The organism is Kitasatospora sp. NPDC086801, from assembly GCF_044745805.1.
Taxonomy (GTDB): domain Bacteria; phylum Actinomycetota; class Actinomycetes; order Streptomycetales; family Streptomycetaceae; genus Kitasatospora.
Window position 1 is genome coordinate 62,202 of record NZ_JBIVAX010000016.1, and the last position, 21,043, is coordinate 83,244.

Annotated in this window: 18 protein-coding genes; 5 read left to right on the plus strand and 13 right to left on the minus strand. The window is 72.5% G+C overall.

Annotated features, from left to right (window positions below):
* Positions 1 to 232 precede the first annotated feature (232 nt).
* From ACIPLC_RS18925 to ACIPLC_RS18935, 3 genes are all read right to left on the minus strand, one after another.
* Positions 233 to 1,240, minus strand: coding sequence for an NADP-dependent oxidoreductase (locus ACIPLC_RS18925; protein ID WP_400474136.1), 1,008 nt, complete (start codon positions 1,238 to 1,240; stop codon positions 233 to 235).
* 94 nt (positions 1,241 to 1,334) lie between these two features.
* Complete coding sequence (locus ACIPLC_RS18930) at positions 1,335 to 1,775, minus strand: nucleoside deaminase (RefSeq protein ID WP_400474137.1); 441 nt, start codon at positions 1,773 to 1,775, stop codon at positions 1,335 to 1,337.
* The gene (locus ACIPLC_RS18935; RefSeq protein ID WP_400474138.1) at positions 1,772 to 2,590 is read right to left on the minus strand and encodes an LLM class flavin-dependent oxidoreductase; all 819 of its coding nucleotides are present in this window, start codon (positions 2,588 to 2,590) and stop codon (positions 1,772 to 1,774) included. The genes ACIPLC_RS18930 and ACIPLC_RS18935 overlap by 4 nt, the downstream gene beginning before the upstream one ends.
* A gap of 93 nt (positions 2,591 to 2,683) precedes the next feature.
* Here ACIPLC_RS18935 and ACIPLC_RS18940 point away from each other — a divergent pair, with 93 nt between their 5' ends.
* Positions 2,684 to 3,130 (plus strand): Lrp/AsnC family transcriptional regulator, encoded by a 447-nt coding sequence (locus ACIPLC_RS18940; RefSeq protein WP_400474139.1) that lies wholly within the window; start codon positions 2,684 to 2,686, stop codon positions 3,128 to 3,130.
* Between the two features lie 87 nt (positions 3,131 to 3,217).
* On the opposite strand, the gene ACIPLC_RS18945 is transcribed toward ACIPLC_RS18940, so the two are convergent.
* The 3 genes from ACIPLC_RS18945 to ACIPLC_RS18955 form a co-directional block, all read right to left on the minus strand.
* Entirely contained in the window at positions 3,218 to 4,255 is a 1,038-nt protein-coding gene (locus ACIPLC_RS18945; protein ID WP_400474140.1) for an LLM class flavin-dependent oxidoreductase, read from the minus strand.
* A 209-nt stretch (positions 4,256 to 4,464) separates the two neighbouring features.
* Entirely contained in the window at positions 4,465 to 4,854 is a 390-nt protein-coding gene (locus ACIPLC_RS18950; RefSeq protein ID WP_400474141.1) for an SCO5389 family protein, read from the minus strand.
* A gap of 81 nt (positions 4,855 to 4,935) precedes the next feature.
* Positions 4,936 to 6,474, minus strand: a complete 1,539-nt coding sequence (locus tag ACIPLC_RS18955; RefSeq protein ID WP_400474142.1) for an MFS transporter — start codon at positions 6,472 to 6,474, stop codon at positions 4,936 to 4,938.
* Between the two features lie 205 nt (positions 6,475 to 6,679).
* Here ACIPLC_RS18955 and ACIPLC_RS18960 point away from each other — a divergent pair, with 205 nt between their 5' ends.
* The gene (locus ACIPLC_RS18960) at positions 6,680 to 7,435 is read left to right on the plus strand and encodes a class I SAM-dependent methyltransferase (RefSeq protein WP_400474143.1); all 756 of its coding nucleotides are present in this window, start codon (positions 6,680 to 6,682) and stop codon (positions 7,433 to 7,435) included.
* A 95-nt stretch (positions 7,436 to 7,530) separates the two neighbouring features.
* Here the strand turns inward: ACIPLC_RS18960 and ACIPLC_RS18965 are convergent, their stop codons facing one another.
* The 6 genes from ACIPLC_RS18965 to ACIPLC_RS18990 form a co-directional block, all read right to left on the minus strand.
* Positions 7,531 to 8,529, minus strand: coding sequence for a hypothetical protein (locus ACIPLC_RS18965; protein WP_400474144.1), 999 nt, complete (start codon positions 8,527 to 8,529; stop codon positions 7,531 to 7,533).
* Between the two features lie 410 nt (positions 8,530 to 8,939).
* A complete protein-coding gene (locus ACIPLC_RS18970) occupies positions 8,940 to 10,721 on the minus strand; it encodes a glycoside hydrolase family 15 protein (RefSeq protein ID WP_400474145.1) in 1,782 nt (593 codons plus the stop codon).
* Between the two features lie 83 nt (positions 10,722 to 10,804).
* Complete coding sequence (locus ACIPLC_RS18975; RefSeq protein WP_400474146.1) at positions 10,805 to 11,701, minus strand: carbohydrate ABC transporter permease; 897 nt, start codon at positions 11,699 to 11,701, stop codon at positions 10,805 to 10,807.
* On the minus strand, positions 11,688 to 12,764 hold the full coding sequence (locus ACIPLC_RS18980; RefSeq protein ID WP_400474147.1) for a carbohydrate ABC transporter permease: 1,077 nt from the start codon (positions 12,762 to 12,764) through the stop codon (positions 11,688 to 11,690). Before ACIPLC_RS18980 ends, ACIPLC_RS18975 begins: the two co-directional genes overlap by 14 nt.
* A complete protein-coding gene (locus ACIPLC_RS18985; protein WP_363589225.1) occupies positions 12,754 to 14,007 on the minus strand; it encodes an extracellular solute-binding protein in 1,254 nt (417 codons plus the stop codon). Before ACIPLC_RS18985 ends, ACIPLC_RS18980 begins: the two co-directional genes overlap by 11 nt.
* 62 nt (positions 14,008 to 14,069) lie before the next feature.
* Positions 14,070 to 15,104: a LacI family DNA-binding transcriptional regulator gene (locus ACIPLC_RS18990; RefSeq protein ID WP_400474148.1), complete on the minus strand. Its 1,035-nt coding sequence runs from the start codon at positions 15,102 to 15,104 to the stop codon at positions 14,070 to 14,072.
* A 166-nt stretch (positions 15,105 to 15,270) separates the two neighbouring features.
* On the opposite strand from ACIPLC_RS18990, the gene ACIPLC_RS18995 reads away from it, so the two are divergent.
* Positions 15,271 to 17,328, plus strand: coding sequence for a glycogen debranching N-terminal domain-containing protein (locus ACIPLC_RS18995; RefSeq protein WP_400474149.1), 2,058 nt, complete (start codon positions 15,271 to 15,273; stop codon positions 17,326 to 17,328).
* 78 nt (positions 17,329 to 17,406) lie between these two features.
* On the opposite strand, the gene ACIPLC_RS19000 is transcribed toward ACIPLC_RS18995, so the two are convergent.
* Positions 17,407 to 18,966: a purple acid phosphatase family protein gene (locus ACIPLC_RS19000; RefSeq protein WP_400474150.1), complete on the minus strand. Its 1,560-nt coding sequence runs from the start codon at positions 18,964 to 18,966 to the stop codon at positions 17,407 to 17,409.
* A 273-nt stretch (positions 18,967 to 19,239) separates the two neighbouring features.
* On the opposite strand from ACIPLC_RS19000, the gene ACIPLC_RS19005 reads away from it, so the two are divergent.
* Positions 19,240 to 20,028, plus strand: coding sequence for a phytanoyl-CoA dioxygenase family protein (locus ACIPLC_RS19005; protein WP_400474151.1), 789 nt, complete (start codon positions 19,240 to 19,242; stop codon positions 20,026 to 20,028).
* Positions 20,025 to 20,984, plus strand: coding sequence for an AraC family transcriptional regulator (locus tag ACIPLC_RS19010; RefSeq protein WP_400474152.1), 960 nt, complete (start codon positions 20,025 to 20,027; stop codon positions 20,982 to 20,984). The genes ACIPLC_RS19005 and ACIPLC_RS19010 overlap by 4 nt, the downstream gene beginning before the upstream one ends.
* The last annotated feature ends 59 nt before the right edge of the window (positions 20,985 to 21,043 follow it).

Genomic DNA, 21,043 nt, shown 5'->3' on the forward strand with positions numbered 1-21,043 from the left:
CCACCCGATCCCTACCGTGCGCGGAGGGCGACGGCCAGATGTACGGCGGAAGAACGGTTCGCGGAGAGACAAGTGAGAGGCCGGGTTCCGGGCGGTCCGGCGGGACACGTGGTCAGTACCGGGGCCCGGGGCGGGGGTTGGAGGTGAGCGGGCCGCGAGCAGGCCCCGCCCCCGGGCGGCTGCTACCGGGCCCGGCTCAGGTCAGCCGCCCCGTCGCCACGAAGGGCCCGGCTCAGGCCAGCCGCAGCACCAGCTTGCCGGTGTTCTCCCCGCGGAACAGCATCCCGAGGACCTCCGGGAAGTCGTCCACCGTCCCCTCCACCACGTGCTCCTTGACCTTGATCCGGCCGTCCGCGATCCAGCCCGCGAGCTCCCGGGCCGCCTCCGGGTAGCGGCGCGCGTAGTCGAACACCACGAAGCCCTCCATCCGGGCCCGCCGCACCAGCAGTGACAGGTAGTTGGACGGGCCCTGCACGGCGGTCTCGGCGTTGTACTGGCTGATCGCCCCGCAGATCACCACCCGGGCGTGCATCGCGAGCCGGGTGAGCGCGGCGTCCAGGACGTCGCCGCCGACGTTGTCGAAGTACACGTCGATGCCGTCGGGCGCGTGGTCGCGGAGCGCCTTGCGGACGTCCTCGGAGCGGTAGTCGATCGCCGCGTCGAACTCCAGTTCCCCGGTGAGCAGCGCGCACTTCTCGGGGCCGCCCGCGATGCCGACCACCCGGCAGCCCTTGATCTTGGCGATCTGCCCGACCATGCTGCCGACGGCCCCGGCGGCGCCGGAGACCACCACGGTCTCGCCCTCCTTGAGCGCCCCGACGTCCAGCAGCCCGAAGTAGGCGGTCAGCCCGGGCATGCCGAGCGCGCCGAGGTAGGTCGATGGCGGCGCGAGCGCGGGGTCGACCTTCAGCGCGCCCTTGCCGTCCGAGACCACGTACTCCTGGACGCCGAAGCTCCCGACCAGGTGGTCGCCGACCCGGAACGTCGGGTGGTTGGACTCGACGACCTCCACCACGGACCCGGCCCGCATCACCTCGCCCAGCCCGACCGGCGGCAGGTAGGACGGCCGGTCGTCCAGCCACCCGCGCATCGCCGGGTCCAGCGACACGTACCGCGTCCGCCCCACGAACTCCCCGGGCCCGGCCGCCCCCACCGGCTCCGACCCGTGCGTCCAGTCCTCCGCCCGCACCTCCCCGACCGGCCGACGGGCGAGGCGGATCTGACGGTTGGTCGCGGTCATGACGTCTCCTGGGGGCGCGCGCGGGCCTGCACTGGACGCCCGAGTCTAAGCAAGCGCTTAGTCATCTGGCCAGTGCCCGCCTGGCGCGTCGTCGTCATCGGCCCGGCAGGTCGTAGGCGTCGAGGGGCGTCCGGGCCTCGTCGAACAGGGCCGGGCCGTCCTGGGCCACCGTCGGCCAGGCGCCCGACTGCGGGTTGAGCTCGACGAGCTGCTCGGTGGAGAGGGCGTAGACCACCCGGCCGAGGCCGGAGCGGACGATGCCGCCGGCGCACATGCCGCAGGGCTGGCAGCTGGTGTAGAGGGTGGTGCGGGCGGCGGCGTCCGGGTCGAGTTCGCGGGCCGCCCAGCGGGCGAGCTTCAGCTCCGGGTGGGCGGTGATGTCGTCGTCGCGCCGCACCGTGTTGTGGGCCTCGGCGAGGATCGCGCCGTCCGGGCCGGCCAGCAGGGAGCCGTACGGCGCGTCGCCCAGGGCGACCGCCCGGGCCGCGATGGCGATGGCGTGCCGCAGGAGGGCTTCGTCGGCCACGGTGATCACGATCGGTTCCTCCAGTGGGTGGCCACGGTGGTGAGCACCTGCCAGGCCGCGTGGGGCCGGCGGGTCTCCTCCGGATCGCCGTGGTAGGGGTCGAGGACGACGGTGTCCGCGCCGAGCAGCCGCAGCTGGTCGAGGTCGTCGAGGATCTGCTCGATGCTGCCGACCCCGGCGGGCCGTTCGGGGTCGTCGACCGGCGCCTCGGTCATCCGCAGGGCGATGCGGGGCGAGAACCCCGGCAGCGCGTGCTCCGCCAGGATCGAGCGCATCAGGGGCAGGGGGAGCCGCAGCGGGTGCCAGGCGTCGCCGTACCCGACCGCGCGCCGGATCGCCGCCGCGCTGTGGCCGCCGACCCAGACGGGCGTCGGGGCGCCGTGGCCCCCGGTCTCCGGACGCCATGCGTCCCGCAGGACGCCCAGGTACTCGTCGGTCAGCCGGCCGCGCGCGGCGAACGGCACGCCGAGCGCGTCGAACTCCTGCCGCGCCCAGCCGACCCCCACCCCGAGGACGAACCGGCCGTCGCTGAGCAGGCTGAGGTCGGTGGCCATCCGGGCCAGCAGCAGCGGATGCCGGTAGGGCAGGATGAGCACGCTCGTGCCCAGCCGCAGCGTGCTGGTGAGGCCGGCCAGCCAGGACAGCGTGGTGAACGGCTCGTAGAACGGCTCCGGGTACCGCACGGCCACGTCCGGGGTGACGGCCACGTGGTCCGACACCATGAGGAGGTCGAAGCCGAGCCCCTCCGTGGTCCGCGCCCATTCACGCAGCACGCCGGGATCGGTTCCGGGCCCGAAGTTCGGTACGTTGACGCCAAGTTGCATGGACCGAGGCTATCCCGGTGATCATGGCCAGCGGAACCGAATCCTCCCGGCGATGGCCCATCCACGCCGTGGTTCTGCCGGTAGAATCGCGGTATGGCCATGAATCTTGACGACGTCGACTGGCAGATCATCGGACAGCTGCAACAGGAGGCCCGGATCTCCCTCAGCGAGTTGGGGCGGCGGGTGAACCTCAGCTCGTCCGCCACCACGGAACGGGTGCGGAACCTGGAGGCGCTGGGCGTCATCACCGGCTACCACGCCGCGGTCGACCTGGCCAAGGTCGGCTACCCCGTGCTCGCCGTCGTCCGGCTGAAGTACCCGGGCAACCGCCACGAGCCGCTGCGCCGGCTGCTCGCCGAGCGCCGGGAGCTCCTGGAGTGCCTGCGCACCACCGGCGACGACTGCTACACCCTCAAGGTCGCCGCGACCTCCATGGAGCACCTGGAGACGCTCGTGGACGAGCTGGCCGGCTTCGGCAGCACGACCACGAGCGTCGTCTACAGCCAGACGCTGCCCACCCGCGGCCCCGACCGGCCCTGAGCCGCCGTGCCCCCGCTGTGCCCCACTGCGGTCGCCGGGTCGCCGGGTCGCCGGGTCGCGCGCAGCGGGGCGCAGCCGGACGCCGGGTCAGCCGCGCCCGGTCGAGGGCTGCCAGCCGAGGGCGGGGCCGAGGCGGGTGGCGAGGTCGGTGAGGATCTGCACGTAGTCCTGGTGGTCGAAGGTGAAGGGCAGGGCGAAGGCGACCTCGTCGACCTCCTGGTAGCCGGCGTGGGCGTGCAGCCGCTCGGCGATCTCCGCGGACGGGCCGACCAGGTCGGGCGCGAACACCATCCGGGCCGGGCCCTGCGGGGCGAGGGTGCGCGGGGCGCGGGCGAGGGCGTACGCCTGGTACTTGGCGCGCTGTTCGGGGGTGGCGCCGTCGGTGGGGATGACGACGAGGCCCTGGGAGACGCGGGCGCGCTCGCCGTCGGGGTGCTGGGCGCGGAAGGCGCGGATCTGGGTGCGCTGGATCTCGGCGAAGTCCTCGGACTCCCCGGGCTCCCCGGCCTTGACGATGCTGCTGGTGAGCAGGTTGAGCCCGTGTTCGCCGGCCCAGCGGGCGGAGCGCAGGCTGCCGGCGCCGTACCAGAGCCGGGAGGCGAGGCCGGGGGAGTGCGGCTGGACCCGGCGGGAGTACACCTCGATGCCCTCGGTGCCGGCGAAGTCGGAGGCGGGTTCGCCGCGGACGAGGCCGAGGAGGCGCTCGGCGCGGCCGGTCCCGAAGTCCTCGTGCTCGCCGGTGTCGGGGTAGAGCGCGCCGCGGACCCGGTCGTAGTGGGTGGGCGGGCCGACGCTGAACCCGGCGTTGAGACGGCCGCCGGAGAGGAGGTCGACGGTGGCGAGGTCCTCGGCGAGGCGCAGCGGGTTCTCCCAGCCGAGCGGGGTGACGGCGGTGCCGAGGTGGATGCGGCTGGTGCGCTGGGAGGCGGCGGCGAGGACGGCGACGGGGGAGGAGATCCCGTACTGGAGGTGGCGGTGGCGCAGCCAGGCGCTGTCGAAGCCGAGCTGCTCGCCGAGGGTGATGAGGTCGAGGGTGGACTCGTGGCCCCGGCGTGGGTCGGCTTCGTCGAACAGTCCGATGGTCAGGAAGCCGAGTTTCCGCAGCGGTCGTGGGGTCGGCGGCATGGTGGGTGGCTCCGGGTGGTGTGAGGCGGCCCCGGGAGGGCCGGGCGGGTGGTGCCCGTCGAACGTACGCAGGCGGTTCGCGTCCCCACAAGATCGGTGCCGGATAGGACATCGGCGCGCAACACGGCGCAATCCCGTTTCCACACGCACCCGGTACGGGCGCGGCGGGCCCCCTCCCCCGACGGGGCCCGCCGCGCGTCCGGGAGGGGTCAGCAGCTGCGCAGCTCCGGGCTCTGGTTGCGGATCTGGTTGTGCAGCGAGGTGAACTCGCGGTAGGCGTCGCCGTTCTCGGTGCCGGGGCGGAAGGCGCCGACGCGGTGGCAGTTGACGAAGGCGAGCTTGACGCCGAAGTGGTCCTCCAGGCTGCCGCGGATGGCGTTGCTGGCGAGCGCGCGCAGCAGCTGGGCGCGCTCCTCGTCGCTGGGCGTGGTGTTGTCGGTGGTGAACTCGTCCTCGGTGGCGCCGAGTTCGGTGCTGAGCCCGGCGACGACCTGGTAGGCGTAGGGGAGGGAGGCGCGGACGGTGTCGAGGAAGTCGGCCTGGTTGACCCGGCCGTGCTCGGCCTGGGCGAGGAGGGCGGGGGAGACGTCGAGCGACATGGGTGTCCTCTTTCGCGGAGTCTGGTTATCGAAGATGAAAACCATTGCAAGATGGACTGTCGGCGATGTCCGGACGCCCTGTCAAGTGCCCTCCCCCGAAGGGCTGACGGGCGGCGCCTCCCGGTCGGTCCTGATGACGAACAGGGCGATCAGCGCCGCGAGCACGGCGAAGGCCAGGCCCATGTCGAACGCCCTGGAGATGCCGTGCGCCAGCACCTCGGAGGAGTACGGCGCCGGCAGCTTTCCGCTGGCCCGGAACTGGGCCGCCTGCTGCGGGGTGGCCTGCCGCAGGAACGTGCCGACCTGTCGGCCGGCCTCGTTGCGGCCGGCCGCGCCGTAGACCGTGACCAGGATCGACAGGCCCAGCGAGCCGCCCACCTGCTGGGTGGTGTTGAGCATGCCGGTGGCCGCGCCGGTCTCGTGCGGGGCGACCCGGGAGACCACCGTCAGCGTGGCCGGGACGAAGATCGAGCCCATCCCGAGGCCGAACAGCAGGGTCGGGCCGAGGACCCCGGTCAGGTAGCCGCTGTGGGCGTCGAGCCGGGTGGACCAGAACGTCCCGCCCGCCACCAGCAACGAGCCCACCACCAGGAACGGTCTGCGCCCGTACCGCAGCTGGGTGCGGGCGGCGAACTGGGCGGCGGCGACGCTCGCGGCGCTGATCGGCAGGAAGGCGAGGCCGGCCCGCAGCGGGCTGAACCCGAGGACGTCCTGCACGAACAGGGTCATGAAGAAGAAGATGCTGAACATGGTCGCGGCCACGCAGAGCAGCAGCCCGTAGGCGCCGGAGCGGTTGCGGTCGCGGAACAGGCGCAGCGGGGTGATCGGCTGCGGCGCCCGCCGTTCGTGGAACAGGAAGGCCGCCAGCAGCAGCGCGGCGAGGCCGAACGAGGTGAGCGTCACGGGGTCGGTCCAGCCGTGGTCGGAGGCCCGGATGAAGCCGAAGACCAGCGAGACCATGCCCGCGGTGGCGGCGAACGCGCCGGTCAGGTCGAAGCGTCCGGGGTGCCGTTCGGACTCGTTGATGTAGAGCGGCGCCAGCAGCGCGATCGCGATGCCGATCGGCACGTTGACGAACAGCACCCACCGCCAGGACAGCCAGGAGGTCAGGATCCCGCCGGCGAGCAGGCCGACGGCGCCACCCGCCCCGGCGACGGCCGAGTACACGCCGAAGGCGCGGTTGCGGGCCGGGCCCTCCGGGAAGTTGGTCGCGATCAGGGCGAGCGCGGTCGGCGAGGCGATCGCCGCGCCCAGGCCCTGGAGTGCGCGCGCGGCCAGCAGCCAGCCGGAGGACTGCGCGACGCCGCCGAGCAGTGAGGCGAGGCTGAAGATCAGGACCCCGGCGACGAACACGCGCCGGCGTCCGAGGATGTCGCCCATCCGCCCGCCCAGCAGCAGGAGGCCGCCGAAGGCGAGGGTGTAGGCGTTGACGACCCAGGACAGGTCGGTGGTGTTGAACCTCAGCGCCTGCTGGATGTGCGGCAGGGCGATGTTCACGATCGTGACGTCGAGGACCACCATGAGCTGGGTGGCCGCGATGACGGTGAGGGCTGTCCCCGGGTGCTGGCCGCGTCGCGCGGGTGCGGGCGGCGCCGGGGCCAGGGCGCGCGAGGTGACCATGGCAGGTCCCCCAATGACTCGGGAGCGAATGACGGTGAGGGGGCGGGTCCGTCGAATGACACCGGCAGTATCCCCGGGGTATAGGGAACACAATCGTTCATTACCGACAACCGGCTGATTCCGGACCCGCACCACTCCGCCGGGCGTGGTGCGGCGGCGGGAAACCCGGGGCACGGCCCGCCGCGGTCGTGTCAGGATGCTCGGCATGTCTGCCCGTGCACTGAGCTTCGGCGCGATCGCGGAAGCCTACGAACGCTTCCGGCCGGGGTATCCCGACGAACTCTTCGACGTGGTGGCGGCGTACGCGGGCCGGCCGGTGCGGACCGCCCTGGAGATCGGTGCGGGCACCGGAAAGGCGACCCGGCTGTTCGCCGGGCACGGGGTCGACGTCACGGCGACGGAGCCCGACGCGGCGATGCTCGCCGAACTGCGCAGGACGGCACCCCCCAACGTGCGGACCGTCCGGGCCGCGTTCGAGGACCTGCGGCCGGGCGGGACGTACGGGCTGGTCTACGCGGCGGCGGCCCTGCACTGGACGCGCCCGGAGGGCCGGTGGTCGCGGGTGGCCGAACTGCTGGAGCCGGAGGGCGTGTTCGCCAACTTCGGCGGTCCGTTCCAGCCGGCCGACCCGGCCGTCGAGGAGGCCGTGCGGGCGGCCCGGGCGCCGTTCCTGGAGAGCGACGACGTCCCGTCCCCGGACGGGACCGCCCCCGAGGACGAACTACAGTGGCCAGGAACGGAGTTGGAGCGGTCCCGGCTGTTCCGTGACGTCCGGCAGTCCGTCATCCGGCGGCGCCTGACCGTGAGCGCCCCGGACTACCTCGGCCACCTGTCGACCATCTCGGCGTACCTCCAACTGCCGCCGCCGAGGCGGCGGCAGGCCTTCGACGCGATCGCTCGGGTGCTGCCCGAGACGGTCGAGGTCGCGGCCGACCTCACCGTCCATCTCGCGCGTCGGTGATCCGGGCGGCCGGGGCACCGGCTGTGACGTCGAACAGCGGCGCCCGGCCCGCCGCTGTCGCGGCCGGCCGGGGCGCCGTGGCGGAGGGGCGGGGGTCAGCCCTCCTGGGCGAGGCTCTTCATGTCCTCGTAGCTCATGCCGAGCTTGCTGAAGATCTCCTGCTGGGCCAGCGGCAGGCCGAGGGTCTTCAGCTCCTCGGCCTGGGCGGGGGTCAGGGGCTTGCCGGGGGTGAGCTCCGGGGTGGTCGGGGCGGGGCCGCCCTTGCCCCCGGCGGAGGCACCGGAGGTGAAGAGGGAGAGCGCCGCGCTCGTGATGTCGTCGCTGGTCAGCTTGACGGCGTCGGCGGGAGCCTGGACGGTCGGGGCGTTCTGGTTGAAGGCGAGCTTCACCGGGAAGTTGACGCCCGGTCCGGCCTTCGGCTCCAGCTGGGCGAGGTCGAAGGTGGCGGCGGAGAGCTTGCCGTCCTTCAGGTAGAGGTCGGCGCCGACCTTGTCCTCGCGTACGGTGCTCGGGACGGAGGTGGGGAGCTTCCCGAACTGCTCGGGGAACTTGGTGGCCAGCGGCTTGACGGCCTTCAGTAGTTCGTCGGCCAGCTGGCGGCCCGGGGCGCTCATCCAGATGTGCTCGGCGCCGTCCTTCTTGCCCTTGTCCTCGAAGGTGACGGTGTGGGACAGGACGTCCTTGAGGGAGTTGGTCAGCTGCTTGGCGGCCTCGGGGTCCAGCGAGGGCTTTCCGCTCGGGGAGGCCTTGGCACCGTCGGACTTCTTGGTCTCGTCGGCGAGCTGCTGGAGGTCGAAGGAGACCCACTTGCCGGCCAGCACGTCCTTGACCGGCTTCAGGTCGGCGGGCAGGTTGTCGCCGATGGCGTCGACCTGCGACGGGTCCTCGCCGACCAGCTTCACCAGGCCCTTGGCGTCGGCCCGCAGGAACGCCTTGGCGTCGACCTGGCGGTACTCCAGCAGTGCGGTGCCCTTCCGGTCGGAGAGCACGTAGGAGACGCGTACCGACTTGTCGAGCGTCAGGTCCTTCTCGGCGCCGGAGCCTTGTGCGTTCTTGAAGGAGTCGAGGTCCTTCAGGGGCTTGTCGGCGGCCACCGCGACGGAGAAGCTCAGCCCGGACAGGGCGTCGGCGCTCTTCTGGTCGATCTTGTCGCCGGTGGCCGCGCCGAAGGCGGTGATCTGCTCGGGGTGGCGTCCGCGGAGAACGTGAGGCCGGCGGCGGTGCCGTCGCCGACCTTGGTGAAGGCCTTGGACACCTTCTGAGCGGCCGAAAGCTGCTGGACGGTGCCGCAGGCGGCCAGGCCGGCGGCGAGCACGGATGCGGTGACGGCGACGGGAACGGTTCCGCGTGCGGCCCGACGAATGGCGGTGTTGATGGTGCGTCTCCTGTGGAGCGGGGCCTGACCACGTGGTCAGGCCGATCCCTCCCCAGTGGCGTCAAGCGCCACAGTGCTTACACATTTGATCACATCATCAACAAGAGGGTGGACGATTATTCCGGGGCCTCAGCCGCGGCCGAGGCGCAGCGCGGTGTCGATCAATGGCACATGGCTGAAGGCCTGTGGGAAGTTGCCGACCTGGCGCTTGAGTCGCGGATCCCATTCCTCCGCCAGGAGGCCGAGGTCGTTGCGGATGGACAGCAGCTTGTCGAACAGCTCGTGCGCTTCGTCGGTCCGGCCGATCATCGCCAGGGCGTCGGCCAGCCAGAACGAGCAGGCCAGGAACGCTCCTTCGTCGCCCGGCAGGCCGTCCACCCCGCCGCTGGTGGGGTAGCGCAGCACGAAGCCGTCCTCGGTGGACAGTTCGCGCTGGATCGCCTCGACGGTGCCGATGACGCGCTTGTCGTCCGGCGGCAGGAAGCCGACCTGGGGGATGAGCAGCAGGGAGGCGTCCAGCTCCTGCGAGCCGTAGGACTGGGTGAAGGTGTTGCGGTCCGGGTCGTAGCCGTGGGTGCAGACGTCCTCGTGGATGGTGTCGCGCAGGGCGCGCCAGCGCTCCAGCGGGCCCTCGCAGGCGGTCTGCTCCAGCAGTTGGACCGTCCGGTCGACGGCGACCCAGGCCATCACCTTGGAGTGGACGAAGTGCCGGCGCGGGCCGCGGACCTCCCAGATGCCCTCGTCCGGCTCCTGCCAGTGCTCCTCCAGCCAGGAGATCAGCCGCAGTTGCAGCAGGTGGGCGTGGTCGTTGCGGGCCAGACCGGTGTGCTGGGCGAGGTGCAGGGCCTCGACGACCTCGCCGTAGACGTCCAGCTGGAGCTGGCCGGCGGCGCCGTTGCCGATCCGGACGGGGCGCGAGTCCTCGTAGCCGGGCAGCCAGTCCAGTTCGGTCTCCACCAGCTCCCGTTCGCCGGCGATGCCGTACATGATCTGGAGGTTCTCCGGGTCGCCGGCGACGGCGCGCAGCAGCCACTCGCGCCAGGCCTTGGCCTCGTCGCGGTAGCCGGTGCGCAGCAGCGAGGAGAGCGTGATGGTGGCGTCGCGCAGCCAGGTGTAGCGGTAGTCCCAGTTGCGGACGCCGCCGATGTCCTCGGGCAGCGAGGTGGTGGGGGCGGCGACGATGCCGCCGGTGGGGGCGTAGGTGAGGCCCTTGAGGGTGATCAGGGAGCGGATCACGGCCTCGCGGTAGGGGCCCTGGTAGGTGCACTGGGCGGCCCAGTCGCGCCAGAACTCCTCGGTGGCGGCGAGTGCCTGCTCGGCGTCCGGCCGGTCGGGTGCGCCGAGGTGGGAGGCCTGCCAGGTCAGCGCGAAGGCGATCCGCTCGCCGGCGGTGACGGTGAAGTCGGCGTAGGTGGTGAGGTCGCGGCCGTAGGTCTCGGACTCGCCGTCCAGCCACACCGAGTCGGGCCCGGCCACGGCGACTGTGCGGTGGCCCCCGCCGGCCTGCTCGACCCGGTGCACCCAGGGCACGATGCGCCCGTACGAGAAGCGCATCCGCAGCGCCGAGCGCATCCGGACGGTGCCGGCGACGCCCTCGACGATGCGGATCAGCTGCGGGGCCGCGGTGCCGCGCGGCGGCATGAAGTCGATCACCCGGACGGTGCCGTCGGCGGTGTCCCACTCCTGTTCCAGGATCAGCGAGTCGCCCCGGTAACGCCGCCGGTGGGCGGGCGGGGCGTCACCGGGGGCGATCCGCCAGAAGCCGTGCTCGTCCGTGCCCAGCAGGCCGGCGAAGACGGCCGGGGAGTCGAAGCGGGGCAGGCACAGCCAGTCGACTGCGCCGTCCCTGCCGACCAGGGCGGCGGTCTGCATGTCGCCGATCAGCGCGTAGTCCTCGATACGGGCGGGCACGGGCGTTCTCCAGGGTGGTTCGTTGAACGGGTTCGATGAGCGGGTTCGATGAGCGGGGGGAGTGGGGCAGGGCGGTGCGGGGACTACTCCTTGAGCGAGCCGGAGTTGGCGCCGCGCACGAAGTGGCGCTGGAAGAGGAAGAACAGGATCGCCACCGGGAGGGTGGAGACCAGCGCTGCCGCCAGCTTGAGCGGGTACTGCGTCCCGGAGCCGAGGCCGCCGGCGACGAAGTGCGCCAGGCCGGTGGTCAGGGTGTCGTGGTCGCTGGACTGGGTGGAGACCAGGAAGTGCGTGAACTCGTTCCAGGAGCCCTGGAAGGAGAGCACGGTGAGCGTGATCAGCGAGGGTCGGGACATCGGCAGGACGACGGACCAGAAGATCCGGAACGTCCCGGCGCCGTCGATCCGCGCCGCCTCCTCGATCTCGCGCGGCACCGACTCGAAGAACTGCTTCATGATGAAGATCCCGGCGGCGTCGACCAGCAGCGGCAGGATCATGCCGCTGTAGCTGTCGAACATGCCGAAGCTCTTCAGCACCAGGAACTTCGGGATCAGCAGCACCACGCCCGGCACCGCCATCACGGCCAGCACGAAGGCGAACAGCAGCCGGCGGCCCGGGAACCTGATCCGGGCCAGCGCGTAGCCCGCCATCGAGTCGAACAGCACCCGGCCGGCCGTCACCAGGACGGTCACCAGCACGCTGTTGCCCAGCCAGCGCAGGAACGGGATGTTCTCCACGCCCTCCGCCAGGCCGAACAGCCGCCGGTAGGAGGCCAGGGTGCCGCCGTCGGGCAGTACCGACATCGGGTGGGCGGCCGCGTCCGGGTCGGTCTTGAAGCTGTTCGCCAGCTGCAGCAGGAACGGCAGCAGGTAGAGCAGCGCGAAGCCGAGCAGGACGGTGTACCCGAGGATCCGCACCGGCCGGGGGAAGCGCCCGAGGACCGGCTTGTCCACGGCGGGCTTGCGGTCAGCGTGCCGCACGACGGGCTCCCTTCAGGCTGCGGCGGGGCTTGCCGTCCCGCTCCCGCAGGACCCACCGCTGGACGGCGGTGAGCAGCAGGATCAGGCCGAGCAGGACGAACGCGATGGCGGCGCCCTGCCCGAAGTCGGCGTTGTCGAAGCCGGCCGAGTAGGACAGGTAGGCGGGGGTGAGGGTGGTGTTGCCGGGCGCGCCCTTGCCCATCACGTACACCTGGTCGAAGACCTGCCAGGTGGAGATCAGGCCGAGGGTCAGCACCAGGAACAGGACGGGTCGCAGGGCGGGCAGGGTGACGTGGCGCAGCAGCTGGCGGCGGTTGACGCCGTCGAGCGCGGCGGCCTCCTCCAGTTCGCGCGGGATGTCCTGGAGGGCGGCGAGGAAGATCAGCATGAAGGTGCCGGAGGTGGTCCACACCGCCATCAGGATCAACGTGCACATCGCGACCGAGGGCCCGGCGAACCACTCCGACCAGGACAGCCCGAGCGGGCCGCCCGTGCCCGGAGCGGGCTGGTCCAGGCCGAACCAGCCGAGCACCAGCCAGATCACCCCGCGCGGGTCGGCGAACCAGTTCGGCCCCTTGACCCCGAGCCAGCCCAGCATCCGGTTGACGGCGCCGCTGCCCTGGAAGAGGAACAGGAAGACCGTCGAGATCGCGATCGAGCTGGTGACGGACGGGAAGTAGAACACCGTGCGCAGGGCGCCCCGGCCGCGCAGCATCCGCTGGTTGACCATGACGGCGAGCACCAGCGCCAGCACCGTCTGCAGCGGCACTGTCAGCAGGACGTAGTACAGCGTGTTGCGCATCGAGGTGGCGAACAGCGTGCGGTCCAGGCCGTCCTCGGCGAACAGCCGGCGGTAGTTGTCCAGGCCGATGAAGTCCGCGCTGCCGCTGAACGGGTTGGACTGGCCGTCCCAGTGCAGCAGGCTGACCCACAGGGCCATCCCGATCGGCAGGACCATGAAGAGGCCGAGGACCAGGACCATGGGGCCGGCGAACAGCCAGCCCCATGCTCCCTCGCGCAGGCTGCGCCGGCGTATCGTGCCGGTGGAGCTGTTACTTGGCATTCTTGATGGCCTGCTCGCCGTTGCGCTGGAGGGTGGCCAGGATGGCCGCCGGGTCGCCCGTCTTCAGCGACTGGAGGTCGGTGTTGAACTGGGTGAGCACCTTGGTGAACCCGGCGATGGTGACCGGCGCCTGGGCGTTGGCGACGCCGTCGACCCAGGCCTTGGACTCGGGGTACTTCTGGGCGTAGGCGCTCAGCGCGCTGGTGCGCGAGGGCATCACGCCGAAGGCCTGGGCGAACTCCAGCTGCTGGTCGGCGGAGGCGAGGTGCTTGACCAGGTCGACCCCGGCCGCCTGGTGCTGGCTCTTGGCGGCGATGCCCCAGCAGTTGCTGAAGGCGAGGGTGCCGGGGCCGGCCGGGCCGGCGGGCAGCGGGAGCACCTTATACTGGACGTTCGGGTAGTCCTTGGCCATCGCGCCCTTGAGCCAGTTGCCCTCGATGGTCATCGCGGCCTTGCCCTTGCCGAGCGCCTCGCCGCCCCAGCCGGCGTCCACCTCGGCGACGTACTTGGCCGAGCCGGCCTTCATCATCGACTGCACGTACTCCAGCGCCTGCTTGTTGGCCGGGCTGTCGGCGGTCATCGCGGTCTGCTCGGGGTTGGTGATCCAGCCGCCGGCCTCCTTCAGCAGGGCGCCGAGCCGCTGGTAGTCGGGGGCGGTCACCAGGCCGGTCACGCCGTCCTTGGTGAGCTTGGCGGCGTCGTCGGAGAGCTGCTGCCAGCTGGTCGGGTAGTCGGCCTCGGTCAGGCCGGCCTGCTGCCACAGCGTGGTGTTGATCGCCAGGCCCAGGGTGGAGGTGTCCTTGGGCAGGCAGGTGAGCTTGCCGTCGTAGCTGAAGGCCTTGCGCAGCGGCTCGGAGAAGTCCGCGGCGTCCGGGATCTGGTCGCCGTAGGCGTACAGCGAGCCGCCCTTGGCGTAGTTCGCGAACTGGTCGGAGTTGACGTAGAAGAGGTCCGGCGGGTTGCCGCCGGCGAAGGCCTGGCCGAGCTGCTGGTTGATGTCGCTGGCGATCTGCACGGTGACGGTGTTGCCGGTCTTCTTGGCCCAGTCGGCCGTGGCGGCCTTGACCGCGGCCGTCTCGGACTCGCCGGAGGTGGCGATCAGCACCGTCAGGCTCTGGTTGCCGCCGGAGGACTGCTTGGCCGGTGAGTCGCCGAAGCCGCCGGAGGAGGAGCAGCCGGTGACGGCGCCGAGGGCGACGGCCGTGCAGACGGCTGCCGCGGCGAGGGTGCGGGAGGTGGCCATGCGGGATCTCCTTGCGAGGGTGGGTGGGGGGAGTGGGCGGAGATGGTTCGGGGGAGTGGCGGTCAGACGCTTTCGCGCAGGACCAGCTCCGGTTCCAGGAGCACGTGTTCGGTCGGCCGGTGGCGGTCGCCGAGGCGTTCCAGCAGCAGTCGCATGCACTCGCGGCCGACCGCGTCGAGCGGTTGGGCGAGGCTGGACAGCGACGGGAACAGCAGGGGGGCGACCGGCGAGTCGTCGAAGCCGATGACGGCCGCGTCCGGGCCGGGGGCGCGGCCGTCGCGGCGCAGCGCCTGGTACCAGCCGAGCGCCAGGGTGTCGCTGGCGGTCACGACCGCGGTCGCGCCGGTCGCGAGCAGCCGTTCGGCGGCCTCGGTGGCGCTCGCCTGGTCGTCCGGGCTCTCGGCCCGGCGGCCCCGGGCGGGCAGGCCCAGTTCGCGCATCGCGCTCTGCCAGCCGAGGGCGCGGTCGTCGCCGACGCCGGAGCCCTTCGGCCAGCCGAGGAAGCCGATCTTGCGGTGGCCGAGCCCGGCCAGGTGCCGGACGGCGGCCGAGGTCCCGGCGGAGCCGTCGACGTCGACCCAGTCGCCGACGTCCCGGCCGGACCAGGTGCGGCCGAAGGCGACGTAGGGGACGCCGCGTTCGTGCAGCCAGCCCTGGCGGCGGTCGCCGCGGTCGGTGCCGCTGAGTACGAAGCCGTCCGCGCCGTGCTCGTCGAGCAGCTGCTGGTAGCTGGTGAGTTCGTCGTCCCCGGGGGCGACGGCGAACAGCACCACCCGGTAGCCGGCCTGGTCGGCGGCCTCGGAGAGCGAGTGCAGGAACTGGTCCAGGACCGGGGTCGGGACGCCGGTGCTGCTGGAGCGGATGCCGTAGCCGATCAGCCGGCTGGCCCTGGTCTTGAGGGCCTGCGCGGCCCGGTGCGGGCGGTAGCCGAGCTCGTCGATCGCGCGCTGGACCCGCTCCAGCGTCTGCGGGCGCAGCAGCTCGGGCGAGTTGATCGCGTTGGACACCGTCTGACGGCCCACGCCGGCCCGGGCGGCGACCATTTCCAGGGTCGCGGCGGACCCTGTCCTGGGCCGGGGCGATGAGTGTGCATGCATGACGGCGATCCTAGGTTCTGTCTTCATTGACAAGATCTTGGAGCGTTCCAATACGGGGTTCCATCTTCCCCACCAGGGGGGTTAATGTCTTGGAACGCTCCAATGGCAGAAAGGTTGCGCCCGAGTGGAAGCAACTGTCAAGCCCCAAAACGAGGATGAAGAGACCATGTCAGCGATCGCCCTGCAGCCGTTCCTGCACGACGCCCAGCTCTCCGTGGCCGCCCCGAGCTTCTGTGCCTCGCGCCCGGACGGGCGGATCGGCGAAGGCGCGGACGGCTTCTACCACGGGGACCGGCGGATCCTCTCCCGCCTGGAGGCCGGCGTCGCCGGGATCCCCAACGCCCCCGTCGCCACCGCGCACGGCGAGGACGGGCGCACCACCTTCGTCACCGTGCTGCGCGGCATCGCCGAACTCACCCCCGACCCGGCCGTCACCCTGGAACGCCGCCGGGAGCTGCACCCCGGCCGCCTCGTCGAGCGGTACACCGTCCGCAACGCGGGCGACCTCACCGCCCGCCTGCGCCTGGACCTGCGCGCGGAGAGCGACTTCGCCGCGATGGACTCCGTCAAGGCCGGCCGCACCACCCAGGCCCTCACGCCCACCGCCAGCCCGAACGGCCTGCGCTGGAGCGAGGGCCCGCTCAGCGCCGCCCTCACCGTCGAGCCGGCGCCCGACCGCCTCGCCGCCGACACCGGTACCCTGGGCTTCGACCTCGAACTCGCCCCCGGCCAGAGCTGGCAGGCCGTCCTGGAGTGCACCGCCGAGCACCGCGACGGCGACCTCTTCCCCGCCCCGGCCGCCGACGCCGCCCCGTGGCGCACCCCCGGGATCACCGGCCGCGACCACCACCTCGCGCACTGGATCGCCCGCTCCCACCACGACCTGCGCGGCCTCCTGCTCACCGACCCGCTGGAGCCCGCCGACCACTTCCTCGGCGCCGGGGCCCCCTGGTTCCTCACCCTGTTCGGCCGCGACTCCCTGTGGGCGGCCCGGATGATGCTCCCGCTCGGCACCGAACTCGCCGCCGGCACGCTGCGCACCCTGGCCCGCCGCCAGGGCCGCGCCCTCGACCCGGCCACCGAGGAGCAGCCCGGCAAGATCCTCCACGAGGTCCGCCGCGACGAGCAGCACCTCGACAACGGCTCCCACCTGCCGCCCTGCTACTTCGGCACGGCCGACGCCACCCCGCTGTGGCTCACCCTGCTGCACGACGCCTGGCGCTGGGGCATGCCCGAGGACCAGGTCGAGGACCTGCTGCCGCACGCCGAGGCCGCCCTCGGCTGGCTGGCCGACCACGCCGACGCGGACGGCGACGGCTTCCTGGAGTACGTCGACAGCTCCGGCAAGGGGCTCTCCAACCAGGGCTGGAAGGACTCCTCCGACAGCATCCGCTTCCGCGACGGCCGGATCGCCGACGCCCCCATCGCGCTCAGCGAGGTCCAGGCCTACGCCTACGAGGCCGCCGTCGCCTCCGCCGCCCTGCTGGAGGCCTTCGGCCGGCCCGGCGCCGACCGCTGGCGGCAGTGGGCGGAGGAGCTGCGGCTGCGCTTCCGCGACCGGTTCTGGACCGAGGACGCGCACGGCCCGTACCCGGTGGTCGCCCTCGACGGAGGCAAGCGCAAGGTCGACTCGATCGCCTCCAACATGGGCCACCTGCTCGGCACCGGCCTGCTCGACCCGCAGGAGAGCGCCCTGGTGGCCGGCCGGCTCACCGCCCCCGGCATGGACAGCGGCTTCGGGCTGCGCACCCTGGACGCGGGTGCGGCCGGCTTCAACCCGCTCGGCTACCACACCGGTTCGGTCTGGCCGCACGACAGCGCCATCGCCGTCCACGGCCTCGCCCGCGCGGGGCTGCACGACGCCGCCGCGCCGCTGGCCGCGGGCCTGGTCCGGGCGGCGGCGGCCTTCGACCACCGCCTGCCCGAACTCTTCGGCGGCCACCCGCGCGCCGAGGTCGCCCGCCCCGTCCCCTACCCGGCCTCCTGCCGCCCGCAGGCCTGGGCCGCCGCCGCCTCCGTCCAGGTGGTGCAGGCACTGCTCGGCCTGGAGGCCGACGCCCCCAACCGGCGGCTCCGGGTGCGGGCCCAACTCCCGGCCGGCTACGAGTCGCTGACGTTCACCGGCCTGACGGTGGCCGGCCTGCCGATCGAGGTGTCCACCGACCACACCGGAGCCGTCGACCTGCGCGCCCCGGAGGGCTTCACCGTCACCACGGACCGCTGACGCCCACCCCGCCGGCCCGCCGCCGCGCCCGGCCCGGCCGGCGGGGAGCAGACCGTCCGGGCGCAGGTGCGGGCAGGGTCAGCCGCGTTGCACGGTGAACTGGTCCACAGCGGTGCCGTCCTCGGTGATCGAGCGCACCGCCATGCGGGCCGGCTTGCCGGCGGCGGCGGGCGTCACGTCGACCGCCACCAGGCAGTAACCGGTGTAACGGACCCTGGACCAGGTGACCTTGACGGTCTGGTTGTGGCCGGTCGGATCGGCGACCACCATCGGGACGGGGGAGTCGTTCTTCGTCTCGTGCCCGAGGTAGGTGTCGGCGACGGGGAAGGAGTAGACCCCGCCGCCACCGCCGCCCGCGACGACGTACGTGGTGCCGTCCTTCAGGGGATTGACGGTGTCTCCGGAGGCGACCTTGCGGGTGGGCTTGCCGGAGCGGATGGGGTCGGTCCGCTCGTAGACGTGGTTGTGGCCGCTGAGCACCAGGTCCACCTGGTACTTGTCGAACAGCGGGGCCCAGTCCTGCTGCGCGCCGAGTTCGGCTCCGTTGTCGTGGCAGGTGGAGTACGTGCACTGGTGCAGGTAGACGACGACGAAGTCGATAGTGGTGTCGGCGCGGAGCGCGGCGAGCCTGCTCTCCAGCCACTTCTTCTGCTTGCCCTTGGTGTAGTTCAGGTTGGCCGCGGTGTTGTAGCAGATGTCGTTGCCGTCGAGGCTGATCAGGCCGACGTTCTGGCAGCGCCAGGAGTAGATGCCGGTGGACTGGGCCCAGGCGTTGTCGGGCATCGTGAACCGGGCGCGGACGCCCCCGTAGCCGTCGGCCCCGTACCAGGCCTCCATCTCGTGGTTGCCGATCGCCATCATCCACGGGGTCCGGGAGGCGACGGGGTCGTTCTGCACGAAGAAGGAGTCCCACAGGCGGGCGTCGTAGGGGTCGCTGGTCTTGCCGCTGCCGCCGCTGTTGGCGTACGAGAGGTCGCCCATGTGGAGGTGGAAGGCGGGGTCGAGGCCGGCGATCAGGTTGGCGGTGGCGGCTGCGTTGTACCCGATGCCCTGGTCGCCGAAGGCGGTGAAGGTGAACCCGGCGCCGCGTCCGGGGGCGGGCGCGGTGCGGAAGCTCGCCACGTCGCCGAGCTGGGCGCGCTGCCCCGCGGGGTCGTAGCCCTGGTGGCCGACGACGTAGTAGTACGTGGTGTCCGGGATCAGCTGGTCCACCTGCGCGTGCAGGTAGTACTGGGTGACGGTGGTGGGCTTGACCAGGGGCTGGTCCTCGACCGGGTGCTGCCAGGACAGCTTGCTGACCAGGGTGCGGACCTCGGCGGCGATCGGGGAGCCGAAGTCGCCGGGCTGGAGGCCGATCCGGACGAAGGGGGCGGTCACCGCGCCCGGCACCTGCCAGGAGACGACGACCTGTTGGGAGGGATCGGCCCCGAAGGCCAGGTGCCGGCCGAAGGGGCGCAGCGCGGACCCGGCGGTCCGGTCGCTGCGGGGTGCGGGGAGGGTCGGGGTGTCGAGGGCGGTCGGGCGGGGGGCGGCCTGGGCGGCGCCGGGCAGCAGGAGGCTGCCCGCGGCGAAGGCGGCACCGCCCGCCGCGCTCACTCGCAGGAGGTCGCGCCGGGAGTGCCGTGTGGTCTCGGACATGACATTAAGTTAGGAAACATCACTAACCTTTGACAAGAGGGCGGACACGTGCGGATTCGGCCGCACCGCGCGCCAGTTGGGGGTGCTCGGACATCGAGGCGACGGTGCCCGGACATCGGGGCGGGGGCGCTCCCCGCCTCGGGAACGCCGCCACCTGCTCGGTTGCGGCCCGGCGGGAGGGACGTGAACGCGCGGGCCGATGTCCGGATAACCCACCGGGCCGTCCGTATCGCCCCTCGGTCCGGCCCGGTCCCCGCGCCTACGGTCGAGGCCATGAACGAACCCCTCAGCCCCGACGACCTCGCCGCCTACCACGAGAACGGCTTCCTCCTCGTCAAGAACCTGATCAGCCGACAGGAGGCGGCGGCGATGCGGGAGGAGTGCCACGCCCTGGCCGCCCGCCTCGACTCCGACGCCGACCCGACCTGGGCCAGCGCGCGCACCGTCGCGGGTGCGTCCGCCGGACGCACGGCCCTCAAGCACGCCCACGACGCGCAGTTCCACTCGGCGGCCTTCGCCCGGCTGCTGGTCGACCCCAGGTTCACGGACGTCGCGGCCGCACTGCTCGGCGGGCCCAACCTCCAGTTGCACCACACGAAGATGTTCATCAAGCCTCCGGAGACCGGCTCCCCCTTCCCGCTGCACCAGGACCACCCGTTCTTCCCGCACGCCCGGCACACCGTCGCGGCCGCGGTCTTCCACTTCGACGACGCCCCGGAGGAGAAGGGCTGCATCAGGGCCGTCCCCGGCAGCCACCGACAGGGCCCGCTGCCGCACGTCGAGGACGGCAGCTGGCACCTGCCGCCCGACACCTGGCGGCTCCAGGACGCCCGGCCGTGCCCGGCGGAGGCCGGCGACGTCCTGTTCTTCGGCTACCTCACCGTGCACGGTTCGGGGCTGAACACCTCCGACCAGGCCCGCACCACCTGGCTGGTACAGTTCCGGGACCCTGCGGACCGGCCCACCACGGACGATCACACCTGGTCCCTCGGTCAGGGCATGATGTTGCGGGGCGTCGACCCCACCGCGCGCAGGACGGACGGGGCGGGCGAGCCGAGATGACCGAACTGGCCCGGGCGGGCGCCGCCCTGCCCCTGCTCAACTCCGTGCGGCTGGGCACCACCCTCGCCGGACGACGGGTCGAGTTCGTGGACTGGGGGTTCTACCCGCCCGAGCCATGGCGCAACTACTGGCACAGCCACTCCTACTTCGAGTTCTGCTACGCCTACGCCGGGCGCGGGACGTTCCGGCTCGGCGCGCTGGAGCACCCGGTCGGAGCCGGCGAACTGTTCCTGGCCCGCCCCGGCGAGGTCCACGAGATCACCACCGACGCCCGGGACCCGCTCGGCATCGTCTTCTGGTCCTGGACGATGGTCCCCGAACGCGGTCCGCGCGGGGCCGCCGGGCCCGGCTCCCCGGAGACCGCCGCCCTGCTCGACGCCCTCGCGGCCGGCCCGCGCCAGGTCGTCCCGGCCGACGGAACCCCGCTGCCCCGGCTGTTGGCGACACTCGCCGAAGAGGCCGCGGCTCCGGGGCCGGCCAGCCCCGACCTGCTGGCCGCCCTCGGCCCCGCACTGGTCCTCACCTGCGCCCGCGTCGTCGCCGGCCTGCCCGCCGCCCCGCGCCCGACGCCCGTGCCGGGCGGGCGCGCGGCGGCGGCCGCCGCGCGGATGACCCGCTACCTGGACGACAACTTCGACCGCCCGGTACGGGTGCGGGACGTCGCCACCCAGGTCCACCTGAGCGAGCGCCACGCAGCACGGCTCTTCCAGCAGGAGACGGGGTGCACGATCATCGCCTACCTGACCCGCCGACGGCTGGACGTCGCCGCGCAGCGCCTGGCCGATCCCGCGCTGCGCCCGCTGTCCGTCGCGGCCGTCGCCCGCTCCTGCGGCTATGCGGACACCCGGCACTTCAGCACCGCGTTCCGGCGCTACTGGGGAGCGCTCCCGACGCAGGTGCGGGCCGGGGGCGGCACCACCCACGGCCCGTCCGCGGACCGCGGCGCGATCCGGTAGCCGATGGCCGACCACGCCGGGGGTGGGTGCGACCGGGTCGGGTGTGGCCGGGTCGGGTG

Bases quoted from the DNA above. Each gene is read 5' to 3' on its own strand.
- ACIPLC_RS18940 (WP_400474139.1), top strand. From the start codon at position 2,684: ATGGCCATGAATCTTGACGACGTCGACTGGCAGATCATCGGACAGCTG.
- ACIPLC_RS19005 (WP_400474151.1), top strand. From the start codon at position 19,240: ATGAACGAACCCCTCAGCCCCGACGACCTCGCCGCCTACCACGAGAAC.
- ACIPLC_RS18995 (WP_400474149.1), top strand. From the start codon at position 15,271: ATGTCAGCGATCGCCCTGCAGCCGTTCCTGCACGACGCCCAGCTCTCC.
- ACIPLC_RS18935 (WP_400474138.1), bottom strand. From the start codon at position 2,590: ATGCAACTTGGCGTCAACGTACCGAACTTCGGGCCCGGAACCGATCCC.
- ACIPLC_RS18925 (WP_400474136.1), bottom strand. From the start codon at position 1,240: ATGACCGCGACCAACCGTCAGATCCGCCTCGCCCGTCGGCCGGTCGGG.
- ACIPLC_RS18950 (WP_400474141.1), bottom strand. From the start codon at position 4,854: ATGTCGCTCGACGTCTCCCCCGCCCTCCTCGCCCAGGCCGAGCACGGC.
- ACIPLC_RS18985 (WP_363589225.1), bottom strand. From the start codon at position 14,007: ATGGCCACCTCCCGCACCCTCGCCGCGGCAGCCGTCTGCACGGCCGTC.
- ACIPLC_RS19000 (WP_400474150.1), bottom strand. From the start codon at position 18,966: ATGTCCGAGACCACACGGCACTCCCGGCGCGACCTCCTGCGAGTGAGC.
- ACIPLC_RS19010 (WP_400474152.1), top strand. From the start codon at position 20,025: ATGACCGAACTGGCCCGGGCGGGCGCCGCCCTGCCCCTGCTCAACTCC.
- ACIPLC_RS18955 (WP_400474142.1), bottom strand. From the start codon at position 6,474: ATGGTCACCTCGCGCGCCCTGGCCCCGGCGCCGCCCGCACCCGCGCGA.
- ACIPLC_RS18945 (WP_400474140.1), bottom strand. From the start codon at position 4,255: ATGCCGCCGACCCCACGACCGCTGCGGAAACTCGGCTTCCTGACCATC.
- ACIPLC_RS18990 (WP_400474148.1), bottom strand. From the start codon at position 15,104: ATGCATGCACACTCATCGCCCCGGCCCAGGACAGGGTCCGCCGCGACC.
- ACIPLC_RS18960 (WP_400474143.1), top strand. From the start codon at position 6,680: ATGTCTGCCCGTGCACTGAGCTTCGGCGCGATCGCGGAAGCCTACGAA.
- ACIPLC_RS18980 (WP_400474147.1), bottom strand. From the start codon at position 12,764: ATGCCAAGTAACAGCTCCACCGGCACGATACGCCGGCGCAGCCTGCGC.